Here is a 23,169-nt window from a genome sequence, read left to right on the forward strand (position 1 = left end):
CGTGGGAACCGATGGACGTCGAGCGGAGGCCCGGACGCCGCGGACGGGTCGCGCGGGGTCCGGCGGAGGACAGCGGACCCGTCGCCGGATTCGCGCGGCGCCTGTGGGAGCTGAAACGGGCCGCCGGTGACCCTTCCTACGATCGGATGCGCGACGAGTACGGCGCGCTCGCGTCGAAGTCGGCGCTTTCGGCCGCCGCCCGCGGAGAACGTCTGCCCAGTTGGGAGACGTCGTGGGAGTTCGTCCGCGTGCTGGCCGCCGGGGTGCTCGGCCGTGACGAGGACGAGGTCCGCCACGAGTGGCGCGGCGAATGGGAACGCGCGCGGGACGCGCTGACCGCCGGACCCGGCCCCGCTCCGGAGCGTTCGCGCCGGACGGCGTTCGTGCTCGCCGGAGCCGTGGCACTCGTCCTCGTCGCGGCTCTCGTGTTCGTCTTCGCCGTCCCGTTCGGTGCCGAGCCCTCCGTTCCGGCCGGCGACGCGTCGGAGTTCGTCGCCGACATCACCGTGCCCGACGGCAGCGAGGTCGCGGCCGGGTCGACCTTTGTGAAGACCTGGGAGTTCCGCAACGCGGGAACGGTCGGATGGGTCGGCCGGTATCTGGTCCGCGCCGGTTCCTTCGGGAACCCCGGCGAATGCGGCACGCCCGAACGCGTGCCCGTCCCGCAGACCGCGCCCGGCGAGCACGTGCGCGTCTCCGTCGAGGTGCGAGCGCCCGACAAGCCCGGGCACTGTCAGGTGTACTGGAAGATGGCCGACGACCAGGGCCACATCCTGCTGCCGAACACCCGCGCCGTGTTCTTCTCGGTCCGCGTGCTTTGACCTTCCGGCCCGGTGGCCAAAGCGCTGACCTGCATGGACATCGATTCCCCGGCCATGGCCATTTCGCGGCCGTGAATCGCTTCCCGAGTGGCTTCGGGCGCCTTTAACGTCATCGGCGTCCGGGAATTCCGGATGGGGATTTTCCGAAACACTCTCACATTATTTGCGGAAAGGGAATCCATGCGTCCGTACGTCAAGGTCGCCGCATTGGCCGGGGCCGCGCTCACCGTGGCGCTCCTGCCGGCCACCGCCGCACAGGCGGCCCCGGCGCCCGCTTCGGGCAGTGATCCGATCATTACCTGCGAATCCGGCTACCACGGCTGGATGCGCCGGGCCGGGAAGGACGCGATCTGCCTGAAACCGGGCACGCGCACCTGGGACGTCAAGGTCTTCGAATGCGCCGGGGATCTGACGGTGCATTTCAAGAACGGCGAGAAGGCCTATTGCGGCGGGAACATAAAATTCGGCCTCGACCTGGCCGTCCAGTCCAATGTCGTCAAGACCGTTGTGGGGAACCGATGAAGAAGAAGCTGTTCGCCGTCGTCCCGGTCGCGCTGGCAGGCACCCTGTTGATGGCACCGTCCGCTTCGGCGGCGTCGAAGGTCTGCGAGGGCGGACCGCTGATGGGCGGGAAGACGAAGGTCGTCGAGGTGAGCGCGGGGCAGAGCATCGACATCACCGTGCACAACCACGACTACCGGGGAATGCTCGTCCAGATCATCGACGACGTCTTCGACAAGGGCCTTTGGAGCGGGGCCATCGCGCCGGGCAAGGAGCGCACGGTCAAGCACGGCGTGCTCGGGGAGCCGCCGGTGTATCACAAGATCCGGTTCGAGGTGACCTCCAACCTCTCGAACAACTACACCTACCGGATCTCTTCGGACCGCTGCTACTGACGCGATTCGTCACCTGCTTGCGGTCGTCGCACACGCAAGGATCGCAAGCAGGTGACTAATTGCCGGGTTTGAGGAGGCCGCGGACGGTGTCGATGGTGTCGGCGTCGGCGGCCTCCTTGTCCGGCCGGTAGCGCACGACGCGCGCGAAGCGCAGCGCCAGCCCGCCGGGATACCGCGTGCTCACCTGGGCCCCGTCGAGTTCGATTTCGACGACGAGCTCCGGCCGTACGTGCACCACCCAGTCCGTGCGGTGGGTCTCGATCTCCTGGAACGTCTTCGTCTGCCAGGCCAGCAGCTCGTCGGTCATGCCCTTGAACGTCTTGCCGACCATGATCGGCGGCCCGCCGTCGGGGTCGCGGGCACCGAGGTGCAGATTCGACAGCGTGCCGGTGCGCCTGCCGTGCCCCCATTCCGCGGCGAGCACGACCAGGTCGATCGTGTGCACCGGTTTCACCTTGAGCCAAGCGCGCCCGCGGCGGCCCGCCGCGTACGGCGACGCGAGGTCCTTGACCATCACGCCCTCGTGCCCGGCGGCCATCGCGGCGTCCAGCACGCTCTCGGCCGAGGCGGGCGCGATCTCGCCGGGGATGACGTGCTCGCCCGCGACCTGCCGCAGGGCGACGTTCCGTTCGGACAGGGGCGCGTCCAGCAGGTCGACGCCGTCGAGGTGCAAGCAGTCGAAGAAATACGGCCGCAGCAGCAGCGCCTTGACCTGCTCCTCGCGGCTGCTGCCGAACCGGCTCATCGTCTCCTGGAACGGCCTCGGCCTGCCGTCGTCGGTCAGGGCCAGCGTCTCGCCGTCGAGCACCACCGACGTGCAAGGCAGGGAGCGCACGAGATCCACCAGCTCGCCGACGCTGCCGGTGATCTCCCGCAGCGTCCGCGTGTAGATGTGCACCTCGTCGCCGTCGCGGTGGACCTGGATCCGCGCACCGTCCATTTTGTACTCGACGATCGCCTCGGCGTGCTCGGTGATCGCCTCGTCCAGAGACTCCGCCGGGGAAGCCAGCATCGGCCGGATCGGCCTGCCCAAGGCCAGTTTGAACTCCGCCAGCCGCTCCTGGCCGCCTGCCATGGCCGCCAGGCCCGTCACCGGCAGCTGCCCGGACAGCATGAACGCCCGCCGGACGTCCTCGGCCGGGATCTCGGACGCCGCCGCGATGGCGTCCACCATGATCCCTTCGAGCGCGCCCTGCCGCAGCTCGCCGGTGAGCAGCCGGATCAGGAAGTCCTGCTCCTCCTTGGTCATCTTGGCGAACAACGTCCGCAACGTCTCCGCGCGCAGCTTCACGGACCCCGAACCCGACGCCGCCCCCACCGTGCCGAGCGCCGTGTCGACCTCGGCCACGGTCAACGACGGCTCGGCGGCCGGGGCCGTCTTCAGCTCGGCCAGCGTCCGCCAGCCCGCGCCGATGCGGCCCTGCGTCGGCTGCCCGGTGAGGAACGCGATGACCGCGGGCAGTTCCAGCTCGCCCGCGGCACGCAGCACCGCGGCCAGGGTGGCGATCTTCGCCTTCCTGGACCTCGTGGCGGCCAGTTCGGCCGACGCGGCCACCACCGCCGTGAGCAACATGGGTCCATCATGACCCCGGGCACCGACAGTTTCGCGCCGAGCGGGTTCAGGCGTGCGCGGGATCGGCGACCCAGCTGGCGAGCAGGCGGAGCGCGCGTTCGCTGTCGGAGCCGGGCTCGGCGGTGTAGATCACCAGGGCCTGGCCCGGATCGTCGGGCAGCCGCAGCGTTTCGTAGCGCAGCCGGAGTTCACCCACGATCGGGTTGATCACGACCTTCCACGCGTGCGCCTTCTCGCGCACGGTTTGCGTCGCCCACAGCTTCCGGAACGCCTCGCTGCCGAGCGAGAGTTCGCCGACCAGCTGGGCGAAGCGCGGATCGTCCGGATACTTCCCGCTCTCGGCGCGCAGGTTCGCCACGATCTCCTTCGCCACGGTTTCCCACTCCGGATGCAGCTCGCGGGCGCGTTCGTCGAGGAAGAACATCTTCGGGATGTTGCGCTCACCCGCCGGCCGCTCGGCGAAATCGAGGGAAAGCGCGGCGCCGAGCGAATTCCAGGCCAGCACGTCGCCATAGCGGTCGAAGATGAGTGCCGGGGTCTGGATCGCGTGCAGCATCAGCTGGAGCTCCGGCCGGATCCGCCGCGCCTTCGGCCGCGCGACGCGTTTGCGTTTCGGGGCAGCCAGGTTGCGGAGGTAGGTCTCCTCGTCGCGGTGCAGGCGCAACGCCCGGCTCAGCGATTCGAGGACGGAATCGGACACGTTGCGCGCCCGGCCCTGTTCCAGGCGCGTGTAGTAGTCGACGCTGATCCCGGCCAGCTGCGCCAGCTCCTCGCGCCGGAGCCCGGCGACCCGCCGCTGGTTGAACCCCGTCGGCAGGCCGAGGTCCGCCGGGTCCAGCGCGGCCCTGCGTGCCTTGAGGAAGTCGCCCAGTTCGGCCGTCTCGGTCATGGCGTCGAGTATCCCGGATCGGGCGGGGTGCGTGCCTGGTCCTGACAGACCCAGGGACATTCGGCTGACTTATGGTCCTGTCTACCCAGCGTGATTTGGCTCTTCGGTTCGGACCAAAGGGCAGGCATCGTCAGGGTATGGACAACGAACGAAGAGGCGTGACGATCGGCGTACTGGGGGTGCTGATCGTCGGCGCGTCCGTGCCGGTGACGGGAATGCTCGACGGCTACCCGGTGATCACCGGACAGGCGCTGCGTTACGCGCTGGCGGGAGTCCTCCTGCTGGCGTGGGCACGGCTGAGCGGGCGTCCGCTGCCGTTGCCGGGAGCGCGCGACGTGCCGTCGCTGATCGCACTGGCGGCGACCGGGATGATCGGGTTCCAGGCGTGCCTGCTGTACGCGCAGCGCTACGCCGAGCCGGGTCTGGTGGCGGCGTTCCTCGGCGGCACGCCGCTCGTGCTCGCGCTCGCCGGCCCGCTGGCCAAGGGGAAACGGCCGTCGTGGGCGCCGGTGACCGGGGCGGTGCTCGCCGGGCTCGGGATCGCCGTGCTGTCCGGCGGGGGCGCGGCGCGCTGGCAAGGGCTGGTGCTCGCGGCGCTGGCCATGGTGTGCGAAGCACTGTTCACGCTGCTGGCCGTCGGCGTGCTCGAGAGGCTCGGGCCGTTGGCGACCGCGACCTGGGGGTGTTTCGCCGCGGGTGCCGGCGGCGCTGTCGTCGGGACGATCGCCGACCCGTCCGGCGCCTGGAGGTGGCCGGACGGGCGTGAGCTGATCGCGCTCGGCTACCTGACGGTCGTCGTCACGGCGATCGCGTTTCTTCTTTGGTACTCGGCGGTTTCGATGCTGGGCGCGGATCGGGCCGGGGTGCTGGTGGGGCTGATGCCGGTGTCCGGGCTTGCCGTCTCGCTCCTGCTGGGCATGCAGGATTTCCGCTTCTCCCAAGTGATCGGGGTCGCGCTGGTGTCTTCAGGCGTCGTGATCGGCCTGCGCCGTCGCAAGCTCGATGAGCCTGGCGCATTTGACGTCGAAGTGCTTCACGACGTCGCCGCCGATGATCGCGACCATGACCGAGCGCAGCGGCCCGCCGACGGTGACCTTCTGGGCGAACTCCGTCCCGCCGTCGACCTCGGTCAGGCTCAGCACGAGATCCATGGCGCCGAGCGGAATCGGCTGGCGGAGGGCGATCTCGCGGTGCTCGGTCAGGGACGTGATCGTGAAGGGCTCGGCGACCCGTGAGTGCACGCGGCCGCGAAAGCCGTTCGGTACGAGGAAACCGGTCGAGCCCACCTCGGCGGGACCGTGCAGTTCGACGCTGACGAGGTCGGGATCCCACTCGGGCCACCGGGTGAAATCGGCCAGTGGTGCCCAGAGCGCGGACGGCGGGCAGGGCAGGATTTCGCGGGAGGTTCTGGTCCAGGTCATACCCGGACGATATACGGAACTGTCAGTCTCGTAAACTGGGGCGCATGGTGCGAGGCAGGCCGAGGGAAGAGGGCATCGACGACGCGGTCCGCGAGGCCGTGCGGGCACTGCTGACCGAAACCGGTTACCAGCGCTGCACGATCGACGCGGTCGCGGCGCGGGCGGGGGTCGGCAAGGCTGCGGTGTACCGGCGATGGCGGTCGAAGGCGGAACTCGTGTTCGCCGCGGTGATCCACCCCGTCGAGCTCGAACCGCCGTCGGACACCGGCTCGCTGCGGGGCGACGTGGCGGCGGTCCTCGACGTGATCCAGTCCTCTTTGGACGGTGTGGAACTGCGGCAGGCGCTGCCTTCTCTGCTCGCCGACGTCCGGGCGGATCCGGTGCTGGAAGCGCGGTTCGGTGAGGTGTTCCTCGGCCGCGAACGTGGCTATCTGGTCCAGATGCTGGATCGGGCCGTCGTGAGAGGGGAACTCTCTCGACGGCCCGAGCCGGCTCTCGTGCACGCGATCCTGCTCGGCCCGGTGCTGACGTGGCTGCACCTGTTCACCGAGACACCGCCTTCGGGTGGGCTGGCGGCTTCGCTCGCCTCACCGCTCCACGCGGCTGTGGTCGCTCTCGGTGTTTAGCGGCCTCCGCGCGCCATGCGGAGCACGTCGAGGGCTTCGTCCAGCTGGGCTTCGGTGAGCTTGCCGTTCGCGACGTGACCGCGTTCGATCACGACCTCGCGGATCGTCTTCAGCTCCTTGAGGGCCTGCTTCGCGATGGCGGCGGCCTCTTCGTAGCCGATGTACTTGTTGAGCGGCGTCACGATCGACGGCGAACCTTCGGCGTACTCGCGCGAACGGTCGGCGTTCACCGTCACGCCCGCGAACACCTTGTCCGCCAACAGACGCGAGACCGCCGCGAGCAGCCGCGCCGATTCGAGCACGTTGCGCGCGATCACCGGCAGGTTCACGTTGAGCTGGAAGTTGCCGGCCGCGCCCGCGAAGGCCACCGCCGCGTCGTTCCCGATCACCTGGGCGACCACCTGCAGCGTCGCCTCCGGGATCACCGGGTTGACCTTGCCCGGCATGATCGACGAACCCGGCTGGAGATCCGGCAGCGCGAGTTCGGCGAGCCCGGTGCGCGGACCGGAACCCAGCCAGCGCAGGTCGTTCGCGATCTTGTTCAGCGACACCGCGACCGTGCGCAGATGCCCGGACGTCTCGACGACGCTGTCCTGCGTCGCCTGCGCCTCGAAGTGGTCGCGCGCTTCGGTCAGCGGAAGACCGGTCACCGAAGCCAGTTCCTGTGAGACCGCCCCGCCGAAGCCTTCGGGCGCGTTCAGTCCGGAACCGACCGCGGTCCCGCCGATCGGCAGTTCGCCGAGCCGCGGCAGGCCCGACTTCAGCCGCTCGACACCGAACCGGACCTGCGACGCCCACGCGCCCGCCTCCTGGCCGAAGGTGATCGGGACGGCGTCCATCAGATGCGTACGGCCGGACTTCACGATGTCCGCCCATTCGGCCGCCCGCGTCTCGATGGCGACGGCCAGATACTCCAGAGCAGGGATCACGTCCGAGAGCACTGCTTCCGTCGCGGCGACGTGGATCGTCGTCGGGAAGGTGTCGTTGGAGGACTGCGAAGCGTTGACGTGGTCGTTCGGATGCACGTCGCGGCCCAGTGCCTTCGACGCGAGCGTGGCGATGACCTCGTTGGCGTTCATATTCGACGAGGTCCCGGAACCCGTCTGGAACACGTCGATCGGGAAATGCGCGTCGTGCTTGCCCTCGGCGACCTCGTCCGCGGCCTTCGCGATGGCCTCGGCGACCTCGGCGTCCAGCACGCCGAGCCGCGCGTTGACCCGCGCCGCCGCGGCCTTGAGCAGGCCGAGCGCGCGGATCTGGGCGCGTTCCAGGCCACGGCCGGAGATCGGGAAGTTCTCGACGGCGCGCTGCGTCTGCGCGCGGTAGAGGGCGTCGACGGGGACGCGCACCTCGCCCATGGTGTCGTGTTCGATCCGGTATTCCTGTTCAGCCATGCCTCAAGTTTCGCGCAGGGACCTCCGGCGCGCTCCGTGTCTTTCGGCACGCGAGGGCTAGGATCGAATGTGTTCTCGATCACGCCGCCCACCACCGGCCGGGAGAGTGCCGAATGAGCGAGTCCGCTGGGGAAACGTCGTACGACCTCGTCATCATCGGGGCCGGTCCGACGGGTCTGTTCGCCGCCTACTACGCGGGATTCCGCGGCCTTTCGATGGCCGTCGTGGATTCACTGCCGGAGGCCGGTGGCCAGATCACCGCGATGTACCCCGAAAAGATGATCTACGACGTCGGCGGGTTCGCCGAGGTCCGTGGCCGCGATCTGGTGCAGGGCCTGCTCGAGCAGGCGGCGCCGTTCAAACCCGCGTATCTGCTCGGACGCAAGGCCGAGAAACTCGAAAGCGCCGAGGGCGGCGTCACCATCACGCTCGACGGCGGGCAGATCCTGCACGCCGGAGCGGTGCTGATCACCGCCGGGATCGGCGAGTTCACCCCGCGGCCGCTGCCCGCCGGTGACGGCTGGCACGGGCGCGGCATGGTCCATTTCGTGCCCTCGTTGAAGGCACACGAAGAGCAGCACGTGGTCGTCGTCGGCGGCGGGGACTCGGCGTTCGACTGGGTGCTCGCGCTGCACCCGGTCGCCGCGAACGTCACCCTCGTGCACCGGCGCGCGAAATTCCGCGCGGCCGAGTCGATCGTGCGGCAGGCACGGGAACTCGGCGTGCGGATCATCACCGACGCCGAGGTCACCCGGTTCCTCGACCGCGACGGAGCGCTGGCGGAGGTCGAGGTCCAGGTCAAGGGTTCGGAGCCCGAGGTGCTGCGCGCCGACACGGTCGTCGCCGCGCTCGGTTTCACCGCGGACCTCGGGCCGATCGAAAGCTGGGGACTCCAGATCGACCATCGCGCGATCGCCGTCGACTCGACCATGGCGACCCCGCGGGAGCGGGTCTACGCGGCGGGCGACGTCGCGGCGTATCCGGGGAAGGTGAAGCTGATCGCGACCGGATTCGGGGAAGCGGCGACGGCGGTGAACAACATCGCGGTCATGCTGGATCCGGACGCGCATCTGTTCCCTGGGCACTCCAGTAACGCGGAGTAGCGCGCTAGGAAAGGCTCTTTCCTTGCAAATTTTGCAAGGAAAGAGCCTTCCATTGCACTTCAGGCAGGCGGAGCGGGCGTAGGCGGAGTGACCTTCTCCGCGATCCACTGCGCGTAGGCCACCACCGAAGTCGCGATCGACGGCGAGGTCGCGCACACCGGGTCGGCGTTCCCCGGACGGCTGATGAGCCCGAGCAGCACCCACTTCCCGTCGACCTTGGCGATCTCCGGACCGCCGGAATCCCCGTAGCACGAGCCCGAATTCCCGCCGGGGTTGTCGGTGCACAGTTCGACGGCGCCGTCGAACTTCGCGGTGCAGCGCACACCTTCGACGATCTTCGTGTCCAGCTGCTGCAGTTTCGCCGTCCCCTTGCCGCAACCCGAAGTCGGGCACGTCTGACCCCAGCCGAGCAGCCGCGTCGGCGTCCCCGGCGCCACGACGGCGCCGAGCGTGATCGGCGCCGTCTTCACCGGGGCGGCCAGCCGCACCAGGGCGAGATCGCCGCCCGCGTGCTCGGGCGCGGGGTTGTAGGACGGGTTCACGACGATCTCGGCGGGTTTCGCGATTTCGCCGCCCTGGGTGTTGTCGTTGCTGCCGATCCGCGCGCTCAGGTTCGCCGGGTTCTTGCCCTCGACGCAGTGCCCGGCCGTCACCAGCCAGTCCGCCGCGATCAGCGTCCCGGCGCAGAAGATCTTGCCGGAGGCCGAATGCAGGGAAGCGATGAACGGATACGGCTCGTCGGCCTCTCTGCCGCCGACGAGGTCGCCCGCGCCCGTGGCCTGTCCGACCGGCGTGAGGACCATCGCCGCGAGCAGGACCACGAGCACGCGCTTCAGCACGGATTCTCCTTAGGGGAGCGGAGGAACGACGTCGTCTTCCAGCGAATCGTCGAGGTGGCCGTCGAAGTTGACCGACGAGTACGAGCGGAGCTTGGTCAGCCGGTGGTAGCCGTCGATCATCCGGACCGTGCCGGACTTCGAGCGCATCACGATCGACTGGGTGGTCGCGCCGCCCGCGCGGTAGTGCACGCCGCGCAGCAGGTCGCCGTCGGTGACGCCGGTGGCGCAGAAGAACACGTTGTCGCCGCGGACGAGGTCGTCGTTGCCGAGCACGCGGTCGAGGTCGTGGCCCGCGGCCAGCGCCTTCTCGCGCTCCGCGTCGTCCTTCGGCCACAGGCGGCCCTGCAGTTCGCCGCCGAGACACTTCATCGCGCAGGCCGCGATGATGCCTTCGGGGGTGCCGCCGATGCCGAGCAGCATGTCGACGCCGGTGCTCGGCCGGGCCGCGGCGATCGCGCCGGCGACGTCGCCGTCGGAGATGAACCGGATCCGGGCACCCGCCTCGCGGACCTCTTTGATCAGCTTTTCGTGGCGCGGCCTGTCGAGGATGCACACGGTGACGTCGGAGACGCTGGAGTTCTTGGCCTTCGCGACCCGGCGGATGTTCTCCGCGACCGGGGCCGCCAGGTCGACCTTGCCCGCGGCGTCGGGGCCGACGGCGAGCTTCTCCATGTAGAACACCGCGGACGGGTCGAACATCGCGCCGCGTTCGGCGACCGCGAGCACGGCCAGCGCGTTCGGCATGCCCTTGGCCATCAGGGTCGTCCCGTCGACCGGGTCGACCGCGACGTCGCAGTCGGGCCCGTCGCCGTTGCCGACCTCTTCCCCGTTGAACAGCATCGGGGCTTCGTCCTTCTCACCCTCGCCGATGACGACGACACCGCGCATCGACACGGTCGAGACCAGCTGGCGCATCGCGTCCACGGCGGCACCGTCCCCGCCGATCTTGTCCCCGCGCCCCACCCAGCGGCCCGCGGCCATCGCGGCGGCTTCGGTCACTCGGACCAGTTCCATCGCGAGGTTGCGATCGGGCGCTTCAGGGCGTCGAGAAGAGCTGGCGGACGAGGTGGGGGTGGGCATGAGGCCTCCCGGGTCAGGAACTCGGCGGGGTCACAGTCTCTCAGATACCCACGGTGGTTCGGTGGCGCAGGAGCATGGTGAACGTCACTGACCGTTGCCGGTCTGGTCCTCGACGGAGGACAGCGCCGCCTCGATCCGCTCACGCGCGCCCTCGAGATGGTGCTCGCAGACCTTCGCCAGCTGCTCGCCCTTCTCCCACAAGGCGAGCGACTGTTCCAGGGACAGCCCGCCCGCTTCGAGCTCGCGGACGACCTCCACCAGCCTGTCGCGGGCCTGCTCGTAGCCGAGTTCGGCGGTCTCGCCACCGGGTTTGCTCACGCTGTGCTTCCTTCTACCGGACGTCGGTGCTTGCCGATACCCGCGCACACTACCGCGCCGGCCATGGCGTTGTCGTAACCCACGAAGGCGAGAGCGAACTCCTGGCCGTCACCCTCCGCGATCGCCGAGACGAGGTTCTCCTGGGCCCGCGCCACCCGTTTGCGGTGCACGGTGCCGTCCGCGAACCACCATCGGGTGCCGACGTGCTCGGCCGTCGCTTCGGAGAGTTTGCGCAGCTGCGCGTCGAGACCGCGTTTCGTGGAGAACGGCGCTGATGAGCCCTCGGCGGAAAAGAGTGCCTCGGCCTGGCACCCCGCGAGCAGCACCGTCCAGCACTCGGCGGCGGCACGGTCGGTCAGCCACGCGTTGCGCAGTACCTCTGGCGCGTCCGCGCGCTTCGCGGCGTCGATGGTCAAAGGCAGGAAACTCGCCGTCAACGCTCCTCCTCCGGCACGCCCGAGACGACGGCGCCGAGCGCGCCGTCGACCACGCGGACGCGCAGTTTCGCGCCGTCCGCGACTTCGGAGACGGACCGGAGTACCTGGAGGTTGCCTTGCTCGTCGGTGTACTGCACCACGGCGTAGCCGCGTTCGAGGGTCGCCGCCGGGCCGAGCGCGGTCAGCCGCGCGCGGGCGCTGGCGATTTCGGCCTGGTCCTTGGCGAGCAGGGTGAGCATCGCGCGGCGGCCGCGTTCGCGGTGGATCTCGACGTCGTCCGAGCGCCGCTGGATCGGGCCGAGCGGATCGGCGAGCACGGGACGGCTGCGCATCTGGTTCAGCAGCCTGACCTGGGTGTCCACCCAGCCGTGCAGGGCGCGGCGGCCGCGATCGCGCATCTGGTGGACGCGCTGGGTCTCCTCCCGGACGTCGGGCACGATCCGCTTGCTGGCGTCGGTCGGCGTCGAGCAGCGGAGATCGGCGACGTGGTCGAGCAGCGGGGTGTCGGGTTCGTGCCCGATGGCGCTGACCACCGGGGTCCCGGCCGCGGACACGGCGCGGCACAGCGCCTCGTCGGAGAACGGCAGCAGGTCTTCCACGCTGCCGCCGCCGCGCGCGATCACGATGACGTCGACATCCGGGTCGCGGTCCAATTTGGACAGTGCCTGGAGGATCTGCGGGACGGCCAGCGAGCCCTGGACGGCGGTGTTGATCACCTTGAACGCGACATGCGGCCAGCGGGCCTGGGCGTTCACCAGCACGTCGCGTTCGGCGGCGGAGGCGCGTCCGGTGATCAGCCCGATTCCCTTGGGCAGGAACGGGATCTTGCGTTTGCGCTCCGGCGCGAACAGGCCCTCGGCGGCCAGCAGCCGCCGCAGCCGCTCGATCCGCGCGAGCAGCTCGCCGATGCCGACCGCACGGATCTCGTTGGCACGCAGGCTCAGCGAACCGCGGTTCATGAAGAACGTCGGCTTCGCGTGCACCACGACGCTCGCGCCCTCGCGCAACGGCGGTTCGATCGTGCGCAGCAGCCCCATCGGGCAGGTCACCGACATCGAGACGTCCGCCGACGGGTCACGCAGCGTCAAGAACGCGGTGTTGGTGCCCTGGCGGGCCGAGATCTGCGTGACCTGGCCCTCGACCCAGACCGCGCCGAGCCGGTTGATCCACTCGCCGACCTTGCGGGCGACCGTGCGGACCGGCCACGGGTTCTCGGCGGTGGTGGACGGACCGGCCTGAGCGGCGGCAGGCTCGGCGCTCACTGGCCTTCCGCGCTGTCGCCGTCGCTCTCGGCCTTCTTCACGTTCCCGATACGGCGCGCGAGCATGCCGACGAACGACGGCCTGTCGGCGTTCGCGCGTTCGTAGGTCAGGAGTTCTTCCAGCTGCGCGAGGTCGAACCGGCGCAGGCGGGCGCGCAGCTGCGGCAGGGTGAGCGTGTCGTAGTCGTCCAGCCCGGCGGGATTCGTGTCGACGAGTGGCGCGGAACTGTCGAACTCGCCGTCGGCGTGGTCCTCGGCGAGCGCGCGTTCCTCCTCGGCCCACGGATCCTCGGTGAGCGCTTCGAGGTCGGGGAGGTGGCCGTTGGTCTCGGCGCGCGGCCGGGGAACCTCGGGGTTCTCGGTGTCCTCCCTCAGCGGGATGACGCACGAGTCGCGTTCGTAGCGGCGTTCGCCGACGTCGGGCGGGAGATCCTCGTCGAAGGTGGCCCAGCTGGGCGTGTCCTCGACCGGGCGGAGGACGGACAGCGCGTCGTCGCCCTTGATCGCGAGTTCGGTGACGTGCTGCTGCACGCGCATGGAGAACTGGAGCACCTGGCTGACCACCGTGACGGGGAGCCCGGTGAGCTGCTTGGGGAGTTCGCGAACCCGCTCGGCGGTGGTGACGGCGAGGCCCGCGGCGACCCGGAGGGGGAGCGGGAGAGGCTTCATGCGTCCAGCCTGCCGTATTCGGGCCATCCTGCCCAACCGAACGGGTGGGTCGGCTCACCCGACGTGACTCCACGCACATCCTTTCGAGGGGTTCCCTGGTCACCTGAACGTGAGTGCGAGGAGCCCCCAGGGCAGCCCGTACCCTGGGGGCATGAGTTCTGCGAGTCCCGGAATCACGCCAGCCGGCAGTCCGACGATCACCGAGTCCGGTGTGCCGGCAGGTGGCAAACGTGTCCTGCTCGCCAAGCCCCGCGGTTACTGCGCGGGGGTCGACCGCGCGGTCATCGCCGTCGAAAAGGCACTCGAGCTCTACGGCGCACCGGTGTACGTGCGCAAGGAGATCGTGCACAACCGGCACGTCGTGGAGACCCTGCGCGAACGCGGCGTCATCTTCGTCGACGAGACCTCCGAGGTGCCGGAAGGCGCGTTGGTGGTGTTCTCCGCGCACGGCGTCTCGCCCGCGGTGCACGCCGAGGCGGCCGAGCGCAACCTGCGGACCATCGACGCGACCTGCCCGCTGGTGACGAAGGTGCACAAGGAAGTCAACCGGTTCGCGAAGGACGACTACGACATCCTGCTGATCGGCCACGAAGGTCACGAAGAGGTCGAAGGCACCGCCGGCGAGGCTCCCGACAAGGTGCAGCTCGTCGACACCGCCGAGGACGTCGACAAGGTCGAGGTCCGCGATCCGTCGAAGGTCATCTGGCTGTCGCAGACCACCCTTTCGGTGGACGAGACCATGGAGCGCGTCGATCAGCTGCGGGACAAGTTCCCCGGCTTGGCCGACCCGCCCAGTGACGACATCTGCTACGCCACCACGAACCGTCAGGTCGCGGTCAAGGCCATGGCCGCCGAGTGCGACCTGGTGCTGGTGGTCGGCTCGACGAACTCGTCCAACTCGAAGCGGCTGGTCGAGGTCGCGCTGAAGGCGGGTGCGCGCGCGTCGCACCTCGTCGACTTCGCGCACGAAGTCGACGAAGCGTGGCTCGAAGGCGTCGAGACCGTCGGCGTCACCAGCGGTGCTTCGGTGCCGGAGGTCCTGGTCATGGACCTGCTGGCGTGGCTGGCCGAGCGCGGCTGGGACAACGTCGACGAGGTCACCACGGCCAACGAGAAGATCGCGTTCGCGCTGCCGCACGAGCTGCGCAAGGCCGCCAAGGCCTGACGCCCGCTACGAAAAAGGGCCGCTCGAGGAGTTCCTCGGGCGGCCCTTTCTGCTGGTCAGGTGCTCAGGCGAGAGCAAAGGTCCCTTGCTTCACCGCTCGTCGTCCCATGGGCGGCGGCGGGGAGGCTGCCCTCCGCGGCGCGGGTCGTCCGCGCGCGGCGGACGGCGGCGCGGGGCGCCGGGAGCGCTTTCGCCACGCGGGTCGCGGCGGCGGGGTTCGCCCTCTTCAGGCGGCCGCGGCCGTCGAGGCTGACGTCCCGGGGGCGGCGGTTTGCGGGCGCCGGGTTCGGCAACGCGGCGGGGGCGGCGCTCGTCGTCGACAGGACGACGGCGGGGCGGCGCACCCTCTCGCGGGGCACCGTCTCGCGGAGCGCCACGGCGGGAAGGCGGGGGCGGGGTCTGCCCGGTCCGGGACGCGGGGCGGCCACGACCCGGTGCGGCGGCCGCGGGACGGACGGCGGGCTTGGCCTCGTCGCGACGTTCCGGTTTGGTACCCGGCTTCACCTTCACCGGGGCGTCGGGATCGCGTTCCCGGTAGATCCGGAAGACGCCGATCGCCAAGGTGACGCCGGTGGTGATGGCCATCGTCGGGAAGCCGTTGATCAGCGGCGTTCCGACGTCGAAGGCTCTCGAGAGCAGGTCCGTGCCCTTGCTGCCGTCCGAGGTCAGGAGGATCACTCCCGGGACGGTCACGGCGAGGACCAGGGGCGGCTGCACCATCGGGCCGAACAACCCGCGGCGCTGGACGGCCACCACGGCGGCCACCGCGCCGAGCGCGTAGCAGGCTTTGAACAGCAGGCCCAGGTCCTTCTGCATCATCATGTCGACGAAGGCGCCAAGGATGGCGAGCCCGAAGCCGACCAGGACGGCAGCCCACCAGGGCAGCCCGCGCCTGGCGCCGACGAGCGGACGCTCGTCCCAGGCAACGGGAACGTCGTCGGCATCAGGATCGCTCTGGCGATCGCGAATCGCGGTCACAGGCCCCACCGTATATCCAAGCTGCGGGCATACCGCCAACAGGCGGTGTGTCTATCGCCTGGTAGTGGTCATTCCGGACCACCCGGACGGGCTGTCCGGGTGTTTACGGGAGGTACTACGAGTAAGTGGCCGACAAGGTTGTCAGGCCGGGCGAAATGGAGCCTCGGGTTCCGGAAAACGCAGGTGGGGAAGGCTGTGATCGGCCGTGCGGTACGGGCGCGCCGGCCTCCGGAAGTACATGAAGGGGGCCTTCATTGCGCCTAGGTACATGAAGGGGTCCTTCACGTACTTGGGACGGTGCGGCTGATGGCGGTTTCGCGTGATCGGCTGGACGACACACGTGTCCAGATGGACGACACGCGTGATCTGCTGGACGACACACGTGTCTCTGGATGGACGACTCGCGACCCCCACCGCTCACGAGGCCGGGAGTTCGTCCGCCTTCCTGATCAGCGGGACCGCCGCCGGGCTGCCCGCGGCGTCCGTCAGCGGGGAGACCGTGCTCCGGAAGCTCTCGAGCGCCTCCAGTTCCCGCCGCCGGGCAGAGATGAAGCGCTGCAGGTGGGTGCTCGACAGGTTCAGCGCGTCGACCGCGTTGCCCGCTGCCCGGTGCGCGGCCGCGGCGCCCGCCCGGACCTGCTCGACGTCCTCGACCAGTGCCCGTTCGGTGGCGGCGAACAGCGCGGCGGAAGCCAGCACGGCGAATCCGGTCGGCCCGCAGACGAAGACCCGCCGGTCCAGCATCCAGCGCAGCAGTTCCGGGTCGGTGTCCAGCGCGGCCACCACGGCCGCGTCGGACGGGACGAACATGATCGTCCCGTAGATCGCGTCGGCCCAGCGCTGGTAGCCCTTGCCTGCCAGCTCGGCCGCCCGCGACCGGAGCTGCCGGACGTGGACGCGCAGCGCGTCCAGCCGTTCCTCGGGGTCGTTCGTTTCGACTGCCTCGGCCCAGCAGGCCATGCTGGCCTTCGCGTCGACCGGTACGGTCCGGCCGCCGCCGACCCGCAGCACCATGTCCGGTTTCGCGGCGCCGCCGCCCGCCAGATCCGTTTGCAGGGTGAAGTGCAGCTCCTCGCGGAGCCCGAGCGCGCGTGCGGTCTCCAGGAGTACCTGTTCGCCCAGTTCGCCGCGGCCGCTGATCGAGGCGAACGCCACCTCGTACCGCCGCAGCGCGAGCTGCTGCTGATCCGCCTTCGACCGTTCGGCGGCGACCAGTTTCGCCGCGGCGTCCGCCCGCCGCATGCCGTCGTTGTACAGCCGCCACAGCAGCGCGACGGCCGCGAGCAGCAGCAACGCGAGCACGACGGCCGCGGTGGTGATCACCGTCGCCACCGGTACCTCCCCTCCGGATCCGAGTCGGGGACATCATGGCGGAACCCACCGACAAAACGCGGCGGCGCGGTCGCGCTCCGTATCTGACCTGCGCCGTCCCCGGCGTGTCGGAAAGCGCGGTGCCGCCAAGGGCGCGCCTCCCCTCTCCGGCCGGTGCGCGGCCCTACCTTGGGCTGCGTGAAGCTCCTGCACACGTCCGACTGGCATATCGGCCGCACCTTCCACGGCGCCGATCTGCTCGCCGAACAGGAAGCCGTGCTCGGCCACGTCGCCGATCTCGTGATCGCCGAGTCGGTCGACGTCGTGCTCGTTTCAGGGGACATCTACGACCGCGCGGTGCCCTCGGCGGAGGCCGTCCGGGTGGCCACGACCGCGCTGGGCAGGCTCCGGCAGGCCGGGGCGAAACTGGTGATGACCCCCGGCAATCACGACTCCGCGCCGCGGCTGGGCGCGTTCGCCGAATTCGCCGCGGCGGGCGGTCTGTACCTGCGCGCCACGATCGACGGTCTCGCCGAACCGGTGCTGCTGCCCGACGAACACGGTGAGGTCGCGCTCTACGGGATCCCGTACCTCGAACCGGAGCCCGCGCGCCACGCCCTCGGCGTGCCCGAGGCCCGTGGCCACACCGGCGTGCTCACCGAGGCGATGCGGCGGGTCCGGGCGGATCTCGCCTCCCGGCCGTCCGGGACGCGGTCGGTGGTGCTCGCGCACGCCTTCGTCACCGGCGGCGAGCCGACCGAATCCGAGCGGACCATCGCGGTCGGCGGCGTCGAACAGGTGCCGGGTTCGGTGTTCGACGGCGTCGACTACGTCGCACTCGGCCACCTGCACGGCCCGCAGACCCTCGCCGAGCACCTGCGCTATTCGGGCAGTCCGCTGGCGTATTCGTTTTCCGAGACACGGCAACGGAAATCCGTCTGGCTGGTGGACCTCGACGCCGACGGGCTCGCCGAGGTCCGGCGGCATGAGCTGCCGGTGCCGCGACATCTCGCGATGGTGCGCGGCGAGCTGGCGGACCTCCTTTCCGATCCGGCGCACGACGGCCTCACCGAACACTTCCTGTCCTTCACCGTGACCGACCGGGTCCGCCCGGTCGACGCCATGCGCAAACTGCGTGAGCGGTTCCCGTACGCCGTGCACATGGACTGGCAGCCGGAGGGCGGGCATGACGGAGCCGCGCTGAAATACGCCGAAGCCGTCCGCGGGCGGTCCGACGTCGAGATCACGCGCAGTTTTCTCGAGGACTGCCGCGGATCCGCGCCGTCGGAGAGCGAGGAGCGGCTGGTGCTGGCGGCACTGGGCGCGGCGGGCAGGGAGCGCGAAGTATGAGGTTGCACCGGTTGGAGGTCGCCGCTTTCGGGCCGTACGCGGGCCGCGAGGTGGTGGACTTCGACGTGCTCGGCGCCGACGGTTTGTTCCTGCTGCACGGTGACACCGGCGCGGGGAAGACGACACTGCTCGACGCCATCGCGTTCGCGCTGTTCGGCACGGTTCCCGGCGCACGTGGCGAGGTCAAACGGCTGCGCTGCGATCTCGCCGAGCCCGACCAGATCACCGAGGTCGTCCTCGAACTGACCGTGCAGGGCCAGCGGATGCGGATCGCGCGCAACCCCGAGTACCAGCGGCCCAAGCGCCGCGGCGAGGGAATGACCCTCCAGCAGGCGAAGGCGGTGCTGAGCTGGGTCGGCACGGTGCCCGCCGGACACGTCGCCGAAGGCATCACGCGCATCGACGAGGTGGCACGCACGGTCGAACGGCTCATCGGCATGACGCATGAGCAGTTCTTCCAGGTGGTCTTGCTGCCGCAGGGCGAATTCGCCCGGTTCCTGCGGGCGAACACGGCCGAACGCGAGGAGTTGCTGGAGCGGCTGTTCGGCACCGAGCGGTTCTCCGACGTGGAGAACTGGTTCGCGAATCTGCGTGCCGAACGTGGCCGCGAGCTGGCGGCACGGCAGCAGTCGTTGCGGGAGTGGGTCGCGCGATTCGCACAGGTCGCACAGGAGGAAGCGCCGGAAGAGGGCCAAGCCGACTGGGTCGACGCGGTGCTCACCGAGTCGGGCGAGCGGGTCGCCAAAGCACAGGAACGGGACGCGAAAGCTCGCGCGGCGGCGAGAACGGCTGAGATCGTCTGGCAGGAGAACCGGTCGGCCGCCGAACGCATCCGCCGGGTGCGCACCGCGTACACACGCCTTTCGGCGATCGCCGAGCAGGCGGGGCAGCGCGCGGAGTGGGCGGAAGAGGTCGAGGCGGCTCATCGGGCGGCGGGCGTGATCGCGGAGGCCGATCTCCTCGAACGCAGGCTGGATCAGCTCGCGGAGGCCGAGGCCGCGGAAGCTCTCCGTGCTCAGGAAGTGCCCGACGCCGCGTCCAGTTCCGCCGCCGAACTTCGCGCTCGCGCCGGCAGTCTGCGTGAAGAGGCGGGTGCGCTCGCCGAACTCGTGGCGGAAAGCGAGCAGCAGCAACGGGATCTGGCTCGTCTGGCGCAGCTGGAGGCCGCCGCGGAGAAGGCGCGGAAGCAGGCCGAAGACTTCGCCGCCGAATTGGGCACCGTGCCGGAGAAGCTCGCGGCCTTGCGGGCCGAAGAAGCCGCTGCCGCCGAGGCCGACGCGAAGCTCGACGGTGCTCGCACCCGTGCCGACGAACTGACCGCGCTGGTGCGCGACGCCGACGAAGTGCCTCTGGCGCGTCAGGCCGTCACGCAGGCGCGCGAAGTGGTCGGTGAAGCCGTGGACGGTCATCAGAACGCCCGTCAGCACCGGCTGGACCTGCGGGAGCGGCGTCTCGAAGGGATGGCGGCCGAACTCGCCGCCGGTCTGCACGACGGCGAGGACTGCCCGGTCTGCGGGGCGACCGAGCATCCGTCGCCGGCGACGCACACCGGCGGACTGGTCGATCCCGAGGACGAACGCCGCGCCGAAGCCGCGGAGCAGCAGGCGCATATGCGGCGCGAGAAGGCGAAAGCCGCGTTGCAGGAAGCCGAAAACCGCCTGACGGTCCTGGTCGAGCGGCTGGGCGAGCACACCGCCGAGACACTGCGGGCCGAGTTCGGCGAGGCACGCGATCTGGTCGCCACGCTGTCCGAGACGGCTCGTCGGAAGCCCGCTCTCGAGGCCCAGGTCGGTGCGCTGGAACGGAAGATCGAGCAGCTGACCGAACGTCGACGCACCGCCGAGCGGACCGCCGTCGAGGTCGAGACCGAGGCCCGAGGCCTCGTCGAACGGCTGGCCGAACGCGAAGAACGGTTGGAATCCGCGCGCGGCGAGTTCGCCGACGTCGGGGCGAAGCGTCGGCACCTGCTCGGCTTCGCGACCCGTCTCGACGCGCTGGCCGAAGCGCGGCTCGCCGTCGCCGGCGCCCGCGAACGCCGCGACGAGCAGGCGAAACTGGTCAAGGAAGCTTTGCGGGCCAAGGGTTTCGCTGACCTCGACGAAATGCGTGCCGCGTCGCGGCCGGACGAGCAGATCACGAAACTGGAGAACAGCCTCGCCGACGCCAACGTGATGGAGAAGGCCGAACGGCAGGCCCTCGCCGAACCGGAACTCTTCGGCATCTCACCGGAGGACGAGATCGACGTCGCGACCTCGGAGGAAGCGGCGAGGGACACCCGGGGCGAGGCCGAACGGGCGTTCGCGGCACTGCGGGCGGCCAAGACCCGGCACACGGACCTGACCGGGCTGGCCGAGCGGATGACGTCCTTCATGGCGGAACTGGCGCCGGTCGAAGAGCGGTATCGCGAACTGAAGGCGCTGGCCGAAGTGGTCAACGGACGCGGGCAGAACGCGCGCAAGATGTCGCTGCGCTCGTACGTCCTCGCCGCGAGGCTGGAAGAGGTCGCGGTCGCGGCGACCGCCCGCCTGCGGACGATGAGCCAGGGCCGCTACTCCTTCGTGCACTCCGACGCGGCCGGGGCCCGGGGCACCCGCGGCGGGCTCGGCCTCGACGTGCTCGACGACTACTCCGGCACCGTCCGGCCCGCGAAGACACTCTCCGGCGGCGAGTCGTTCCTCGCGTCGCTCTCACTGGCACTGGGCCTCGCCGACGTCGTCGCCGCCGAAACCGGCGGAGCGCTGCTGGACACGCTGTTCATCGACGAGGGCTTCGGCACGCTGGACGCCGAGACACTCGACATCGTCATGAACATCCTCGACGAGCTTCGCGCCGGCGGTCGCGTGGTCGGGCTGGTGTCGCACGTGGAGGAACTGCGGCAGCGGATCCCGACGCGGCTGCGGATCCGGAAGTCGCGTACTGGCTCTTCGGTGGAGGTCCACGCCGCCTGACCTCGTGCCTGTGAAGTGAGATGAAAGGCCCCTTCATTGCAAAATTTGCAATGAAGGGGCCTTTCATCTCACTTGCGGGAGGCGGATTCAGGCGGCTTCATGCGTCAGCAGCCACTGCTTCGCCGGGACACCCCACCGGAAGTTCCCCACGCCACCGCCGGTCCGCACCACCCGGTGGCACGGCACGAACAACGCCGCCGCGTTCTTCGCGCACGCCGACGCGGCCGCCCGCACCGCGGCCGGATTCCCCGCCAGCGCCGCGTACTCCGCGTAGCTCACCGGCTCGCCGGCGGGCACCTTCCGCAGGATTTCCCAAGCGTGCTCCCGGAAAGCGCCGGAGCGCTGCCGTACCTCGATGTCGGCGACCGCGTGCAGGTCGCCGTCGTGGTACCGACGGATGGCGGTGCTCACCGGTCCGAGGTCGCGCCGCTCCTTCACCTCGCCGGGGGCCAGCGACGGCGAGATCAGCGGCGTCAGTTCGGCGACGTCGCCGGTCCAGCCCGAGGCGAGCACGGCCCCGTCACCCGCCACCACGGCGGTGAACGGGCCGATCTTCGTGTCCATCGTGGACCAGTACGCGATGCTCATCATTCTCCCTTTTCGGCGCGCCACAGGTACATACCGGCGTACGAGGACCAGGGCTGCCAAGCCCGTCCGCGTTCGGCCAGCGTCGTTTCGTCGTCGGCGATCCCCAGCGCGGCCGCGCCTCGGCGCACCGCCGGATCGCCGGTCAGCAGGACGTCCGGCGCGCCCAGCACGCGCATCAGGACATAGTCCGCGGTCAGCGGCCCGATTCCCGGGACCGCCAGCAGTTCCGCGCGCAACTCCGCGGGATCGCGGCCGACGTGGACCGAAACCCCGTCCGCCAGCGCGCGGGCCACGGCGGCCACCCGTTCCGGACCGTGTTCGGCGACCTGGGCCGCCGTCGGGAACAGCGTGGTCAATCCTTCCAGCGACTCGTCGCAGCTCGGCAGGCGTTCACCGAAGGCTTCGGCGAGTGACGCCGCCTCGGCGGGGGACAGCAGCGCGCGCAGCACGAGTTCGTCGCCGTCGACGGTACCGGGCACCCGGATGCCGGGGATCGCCTCGACCAGCGGCGCGAGTGCCGGGTCCGCCCCCAGGACCCGCGCGACCGCCTCCGGGTCGGCGTCGAGGTCGAGCAGCCGCCGCACCCTGGCCACCGCGCTGCTCAGGTCGCGCAGGTCGGTGAGCCGCAGATCGCTGCGGACGTGGTCGTCCTTCGCCGTCAGCCACACGACACCGGAGCCGTGCGCGAGCCGCAGTGTGCGCCCGTAGCCGGTGACTCCGGACTCGTCACGCGTCACGTGCTCGACGCCGGGGACGGCCCGGTCGGCCAGGAAGTTCAGCACCCCGCCCGCGTCGAACGGTTTCCGGAACGGCAGCCGCAGGCTCAGCCGGGTGCCGGTCGGCAACTCTTCGGCTTTGCGACGCCCGCGACGCAGGCTCGCCGCGCGAAGCTGCGAAGGCGTCGTCGCGAACACCTCCCGGATCGTCTCGTTGAACTGGCGGACGCTGGAGAAACCCGCCGCGAACGCGACGTCGGTCAGCGGGAGGCCGGACATCTCGATCAACAGGCGCGCCGAGTGCGCCCGGTGCGCCCTGGCCAGCGCCAGCGGCCCGGCACCCAGTTCCGCGGTGAGGACGCGTCCGAGCTGGCGTTCGGAATAGCCGAGCCGCCGTGCGAGCCCCGGGACGCCGTCGCGTTCGACGGCCCCGTCCGAGATGAGCCGCATCGCCCGAGCGGCGAGGTCGGCCCGGATGTCCCAGTCGGGGGAGCCGGGGACGGCGTCGGGGAGGCAGCGGCGGCAGGCGCGGAAGCCGTTGGCCTGCGCCGCCGCCGACGTCGGATAGAAACGGACGTTCTGCTGTTTCGGCGTCGACGCGGGACAGGACGGACGGCAGTAGATCCCGGTGGTGGCCACGGCCATGATGAACTGGCCGTCGAACCGGGAATCACGGGCGGCGACGGCGCGGTAACACCGTTCGGTGTCGCGCCACACGGCCCGTTCGGCCAAGGTCTGCTCTGTCATGACATCGATCGTGCCACCAGGCCGAGAGCGCGGCTGGCG

General features: G+C 70.2%; 22 protein-coding genes and 1 pseudogene. 9 read left to right on the forward strand and 14 right to left on the reverse strand.

The genetic code is table 11. The annotated features are described in order from the left end of the window. The first annotated feature begins 11 nt into the window (after window positions 1-11). The 3 genes from DL990_RS18470 to DL990_RS18480 all read left to right on the forward strand — a co-directional run bounded on the left by DL990_RS18470 (window position 12) and on the right by DL990_RS18480 (window position 1,717). Window positions 12-821, forward strand: a complete 810-nt coding sequence (locus DL990_RS18470) for an NBR1-Ig-like domain-containing protein (RefSeq protein ID WP_125789426.1) — start codon at window positions 12-14, stop codon at window positions 819-821. 180 nt (window positions 822-1,001) lie between these two features. Then, window positions 1,002-1,343 (forward strand): hypothetical protein, encoded by a 342-nt coding sequence (locus tag DL990_RS18475; RefSeq protein WP_125799396.1) that lies wholly within the window; start codon window positions 1,002-1,004, stop codon window positions 1,341-1,343. Then, the gene (locus DL990_RS18480; RefSeq protein ID WP_125791894.1) at window positions 1,340-1,717 is read left to right on the forward strand and encodes a hypothetical protein; all 378 of its coding nucleotides are present in this window, start codon (window positions 1,340-1,342) and stop codon (window positions 1,715-1,717) included. Before DL990_RS18475 ends, DL990_RS18480 begins: the two co-directional genes overlap by 4 nt. A gap of 55 nt (window positions 1,718-1,772) precedes the next feature. Here the strand turns inward: DL990_RS18480 and DL990_RS18485 are convergent, their stop codons facing one another. Both DL990_RS18485 and DL990_RS18490 read right to left on the reverse strand, forming a co-directional pair. Beyond that, the gene (locus DL990_RS18485) at window positions 1,773-3,290 is read right to left on the reverse strand and encodes an ATP-dependent DNA ligase (protein WP_125799397.1); all 1,518 of its coding nucleotides are present in this window, start codon (window positions 3,288-3,290) and stop codon (window positions 1,773-1,775) included. A gap of 46 nt (window positions 3,291-3,336) precedes the next feature. After that, window positions 3,337-4,179 carry a helix-turn-helix domain-containing protein gene (locus tag DL990_RS18490; RefSeq protein ID WP_125789423.1) on the reverse strand — a complete coding sequence of 281 codons (843 nt, stop codon included), beginning with the start codon at window positions 4,177-4,179 and terminating at the stop codon, window positions 3,337-3,339. A 137-nt stretch (window positions 4,180-4,316) separates the two neighbouring features. Between DL990_RS18490 and DL990_RS18495 the strand changes: the two are divergent. Further along, window positions 4,317-5,147 (forward strand): annotated as a pseudogene (locus DL990_RS18495) (DMT family transporter); the annotation flags it as partial. On the opposite strand, the gene DL990_RS42415 reads toward DL990_RS18495, so the two are convergent. Then, window positions 5,145-5,600 carry an SRPBCC family protein gene (locus tag DL990_RS42415; RefSeq protein ID WP_370451354.1) on the reverse strand — a complete coding sequence of 152 codons (456 nt, stop codon included), beginning with the start codon at window positions 5,598-5,600 and terminating at the stop codon, window positions 5,145-5,147. The pseudogene DL990_RS18495 and the gene DL990_RS42415 overlap by 3 nt on opposite strands. Window positions 5,601-5,644: 44 nt before the next feature. Here DL990_RS42415 and DL990_RS18500 point away from each other — a divergent pair, with 44 nt between their 5' ends. Next, window positions 5,645-6,226, forward strand: a complete 582-nt coding sequence (locus DL990_RS18500; protein ID WP_125789422.1) for a TetR/AcrR family transcriptional regulator — start codon at window positions 5,645-5,647, stop codon at window positions 6,224-6,226. On the opposite strand, the gene DL990_RS18505 is transcribed toward DL990_RS18500, so the two are convergent. Then, window positions 6,223-7,620, reverse strand: coding sequence for a class II fumarate hydratase (locus DL990_RS18505; RefSeq protein ID WP_125799398.1), 1,398 nt, complete (start codon window positions 7,618-7,620; stop codon window positions 6,223-6,225). The genes DL990_RS18500 and DL990_RS18505 overlap by 4 nt on opposite strands. A gap of 113 nt (window positions 7,621-7,733) precedes the next feature. Here DL990_RS18505 and DL990_RS18510 point away from each other — a divergent pair, with 113 nt between their 5' ends. Then, window positions 7,734-8,723 carry an NAD(P)/FAD-dependent oxidoreductase gene (locus DL990_RS18510; RefSeq protein ID WP_125799399.1) on the forward strand — a complete coding sequence of 330 codons (990 nt, stop codon included), beginning with the start codon at window positions 7,734-7,736 and terminating at the stop codon, window positions 8,721-8,723. 59 nt (window positions 8,724-8,782) lie between these two features. On the opposite strand, the gene DL990_RS18515 is transcribed toward DL990_RS18510, so the two are convergent. The 6 genes from DL990_RS18515 to DL990_RS18540 form a co-directional block, all read right to left on the reverse strand. Continuing rightward, window positions 8,783-9,562: a trypsin-like serine protease gene (locus tag DL990_RS18515; RefSeq protein ID WP_125799400.1), complete on the reverse strand. Its 780-nt coding sequence runs from the start codon at window positions 9,560-9,562 to the stop codon at window positions 8,783-8,785. A gap of 9 nt (window positions 9,563-9,571) precedes the next feature. Next, on the reverse strand, window positions 9,572-10,642 hold the full coding sequence (gene glpX, locus DL990_RS18520; RefSeq protein WP_199746455.1) for a class II fructose-bisphosphatase: 1,071 nt from the start codon (window positions 10,640-10,642) through the stop codon (window positions 9,572-9,574). An 84-nt stretch (window positions 10,643-10,726) separates the two neighbouring features. Next, on the reverse strand, window positions 10,727-10,960 hold the full coding sequence (locus DL990_RS18525; protein ID WP_125789418.1) for an exodeoxyribonuclease VII small subunit: 234 nt from the start codon (window positions 10,958-10,960) through the stop codon (window positions 10,727-10,729). Then, window positions 10,957-11,397, reverse strand: coding sequence for a hypothetical protein (locus DL990_RS18530; protein WP_125799401.1), 441 nt, complete (start codon window positions 11,395-11,397; stop codon window positions 10,957-10,959). The genes DL990_RS18525 and DL990_RS18530 overlap by 4 nt, the downstream gene beginning before the upstream one ends. Continuing rightward, window positions 11,394-12,659 (reverse strand): exodeoxyribonuclease VII large subunit, encoded by a 1,266-nt coding sequence (gene xseA / locus DL990_RS18535; RefSeq protein ID WP_125799402.1) that lies wholly within the window; start codon window positions 12,657-12,659, stop codon window positions 11,394-11,396. Before xseA ends, DL990_RS18530 begins: the two co-directional genes overlap by 4 nt. Beyond that, window positions 12,656-13,327: a lipid droplet-associated protein gene (locus DL990_RS18540; protein WP_125799403.1), complete on the reverse strand. Its 672-nt coding sequence runs from the start codon at window positions 13,325-13,327 to the stop codon at window positions 12,656-12,658. The genes xseA and DL990_RS18540 overlap by 4 nt, the downstream gene beginning before the upstream one ends. Window positions 13,328-13,478: 151 nt before the next feature. Between DL990_RS18540 and DL990_RS18545 the strand changes: the two genes are divergently transcribed. Beyond that, window positions 13,479-14,492: a 4-hydroxy-3-methylbut-2-enyl diphosphate reductase gene (locus DL990_RS18545; RefSeq protein WP_199746457.1), complete on the forward strand. Its 1,014-nt coding sequence runs from the start codon at window positions 13,479-13,481 to the stop codon at window positions 14,490-14,492. Between the two features lie 90 nt (window positions 14,493-14,582). Here DL990_RS18545 and DL990_RS18550 read toward each other — a convergent pair whose 3' ends face one another. Beyond that, window positions 14,583-15,470 (reverse strand): DUF6542 domain-containing protein, encoded by an 888-nt coding sequence (locus tag DL990_RS18550; protein WP_125799404.1) that lies wholly within the window; start codon window positions 15,468-15,470, stop codon window positions 14,583-14,585. A gap of 417 nt (window positions 15,471-15,887) precedes the next feature. Then, window positions 15,888-16,802 (reverse strand): DNA recombination protein RmuC, encoded by a 915-nt coding sequence (rmuC, locus tag DL990_RS18555; protein ID WP_125799405.1) that lies wholly within the window; start codon window positions 16,800-16,802, stop codon window positions 15,888-15,890. A 177-nt stretch (window positions 16,803-16,979) separates the two neighbouring features. Here rmuC and DL990_RS18560 point away from each other — a divergent pair, with 177 nt between their 5' ends. Together DL990_RS18560 and DL990_RS18565 are read left to right on the forward strand one after the other, a co-directional pair. Then, the gene (locus tag DL990_RS18560; protein WP_199746459.1) at window positions 16,980-18,131 is read left to right on the forward strand and encodes an exonuclease SbcCD subunit D; all 1,152 of its coding nucleotides are present in this window, start codon (window positions 16,980-16,982) and stop codon (window positions 18,129-18,131) included. Further along, on the forward strand, window positions 18,128-21,079 hold the full coding sequence (locus DL990_RS18565) for an AAA family ATPase (protein ID WP_125799406.1): 2,952 nt from the start codon (window positions 18,128-18,130) through the stop codon (window positions 21,077-21,079). The genes DL990_RS18560 and DL990_RS18565 overlap by 4 nt, the downstream gene beginning before the upstream one ends. A gap of 87 nt (window positions 21,080-21,166) precedes the next feature. Here the strand turns inward: DL990_RS18565 and DL990_RS18570 are convergent, their stop codons facing one another. Both DL990_RS18570 and DL990_RS18575 read right to left on the reverse strand, forming a co-directional pair. Further along, window positions 21,167-21,667 carry a methylated-DNA--[protein]-cysteine S-methyltransferase gene (locus tag DL990_RS18570; RefSeq protein ID WP_125799407.1) on the reverse strand — a complete coding sequence of 167 codons (501 nt, stop codon included), beginning with the start codon at window positions 21,665-21,667 and terminating at the stop codon, window positions 21,167-21,169. Next, window positions 21,667-23,130: a DNA-3-methyladenine glycosylase 2 family protein gene (locus tag DL990_RS18575; RefSeq protein ID WP_125799408.1), complete on the reverse strand. Its 1,464-nt coding sequence runs from the start codon at window positions 23,128-23,130 to the stop codon at window positions 21,667-21,669. The genes DL990_RS18570 and DL990_RS18575 overlap by 1 nt, the downstream gene beginning before the upstream one ends. Window positions 23,131-23,169: the final 39 nt, after the last annotated feature.

Source organism: Amycolatopsis sp. WAC 01416 (assembly GCF_003947485.1).
In the GTDB taxonomy this organism is placed as follows: Bacteria; Actinomycetota; Actinomycetes; order Mycobacteriales; family Pseudonocardiaceae; genus Amycolatopsis.

Bases quoted from the DNA above. Each gene is read 5' to 3' on its own strand.
- DL990_RS18470 (WP_125789426.1), top strand. From the start codon at position 12: ATGGACGTCGAGCGGAGGCCCGGACGCCGCGGACGGGTCGCGCGGGGT.
- DL990_RS18475 (WP_125799396.1), top strand. From the start codon at position 1,002: ATGCGTCCGTACGTCAAGGTCGCCGCATTGGCCGGGGCCGCGCTCACC.
- DL990_RS18480 (WP_125791894.1), top strand. From the start codon at position 1,340: ATGAAGAAGAAGCTGTTCGCCGTCGTCCCGGTCGCGCTGGCAGGCACC.
- DL990_RS18485 (WP_125799397.1), bottom strand. From the start codon at position 3,290: ATGTTGCTCACGGCGGTGGTGGCCGCGTCGGCCGAACTGGCCGCCACG.
- DL990_RS18490 (WP_125789423.1), bottom strand. From the start codon at position 4,179: ATGACCGAGACGGCCGAACTGGGCGACTTCCTCAAGGCACGCAGGGCC.
- DL990_RS42415 (WP_370451354.1), bottom strand. From the start codon at position 5,600: ATGACCTGGACCAGAACCTCCCGCGAAATCCTGCCCTGCCCGCCGTCC.
- DL990_RS18500 (WP_125789422.1), top strand. From the start codon at position 5,645: ATGGTGCGAGGCAGGCCGAGGGAAGAGGGCATCGACGACGCGGTCCGC.
- DL990_RS18505 (WP_125799398.1), bottom strand. From the start codon at position 7,620: ATGGCTGAACAGGAATACCGGATCGAACACGACACCATGGGCGAGGTG.
- DL990_RS18510 (WP_125799399.1), top strand. From the start codon at position 7,734: ATGAGCGAGTCCGCTGGGGAAACGTCGTACGACCTCGTCATCATCGGG.
- glpX (WP_199746455.1), bottom strand. From the start codon at position 10,642: ATGCCCACCCCCACCTCGTCCGCCAGCTCTTCTCGACGCCCTGAAGCG.
- DL990_RS18540 (WP_125799403.1), bottom strand. From the start codon at position 13,327: ATGAAGCCTCTCCCGCTCCCCCTCCGGGTCGCCGCGGGCCTCGCCGTC.
- DL990_RS18545 (WP_199746457.1), top strand. From the start codon at position 13,479: ATGAGTTCTGCGAGTCCCGGAATCACGCCAGCCGGCAGTCCGACGATC.
- DL990_RS18565 (WP_125799406.1), top strand. From the start codon at position 18,128: ATGAGGTTGCACCGGTTGGAGGTCGCCGCTTTCGGGCCGTACGCGGGC.
- DL990_RS18570 (WP_125799407.1), bottom strand. From the start codon at position 21,667: ATGAGCATCGCGTACTGGTCCACGATGGACACGAAGATCGGCCCGTTC.
- DL990_RS18575 (WP_125799408.1), bottom strand. From the start codon at position 23,130: ATGACAGAGCAGACCTTGGCCGAACGGGCCGTGTGGCGCGACACCGAA.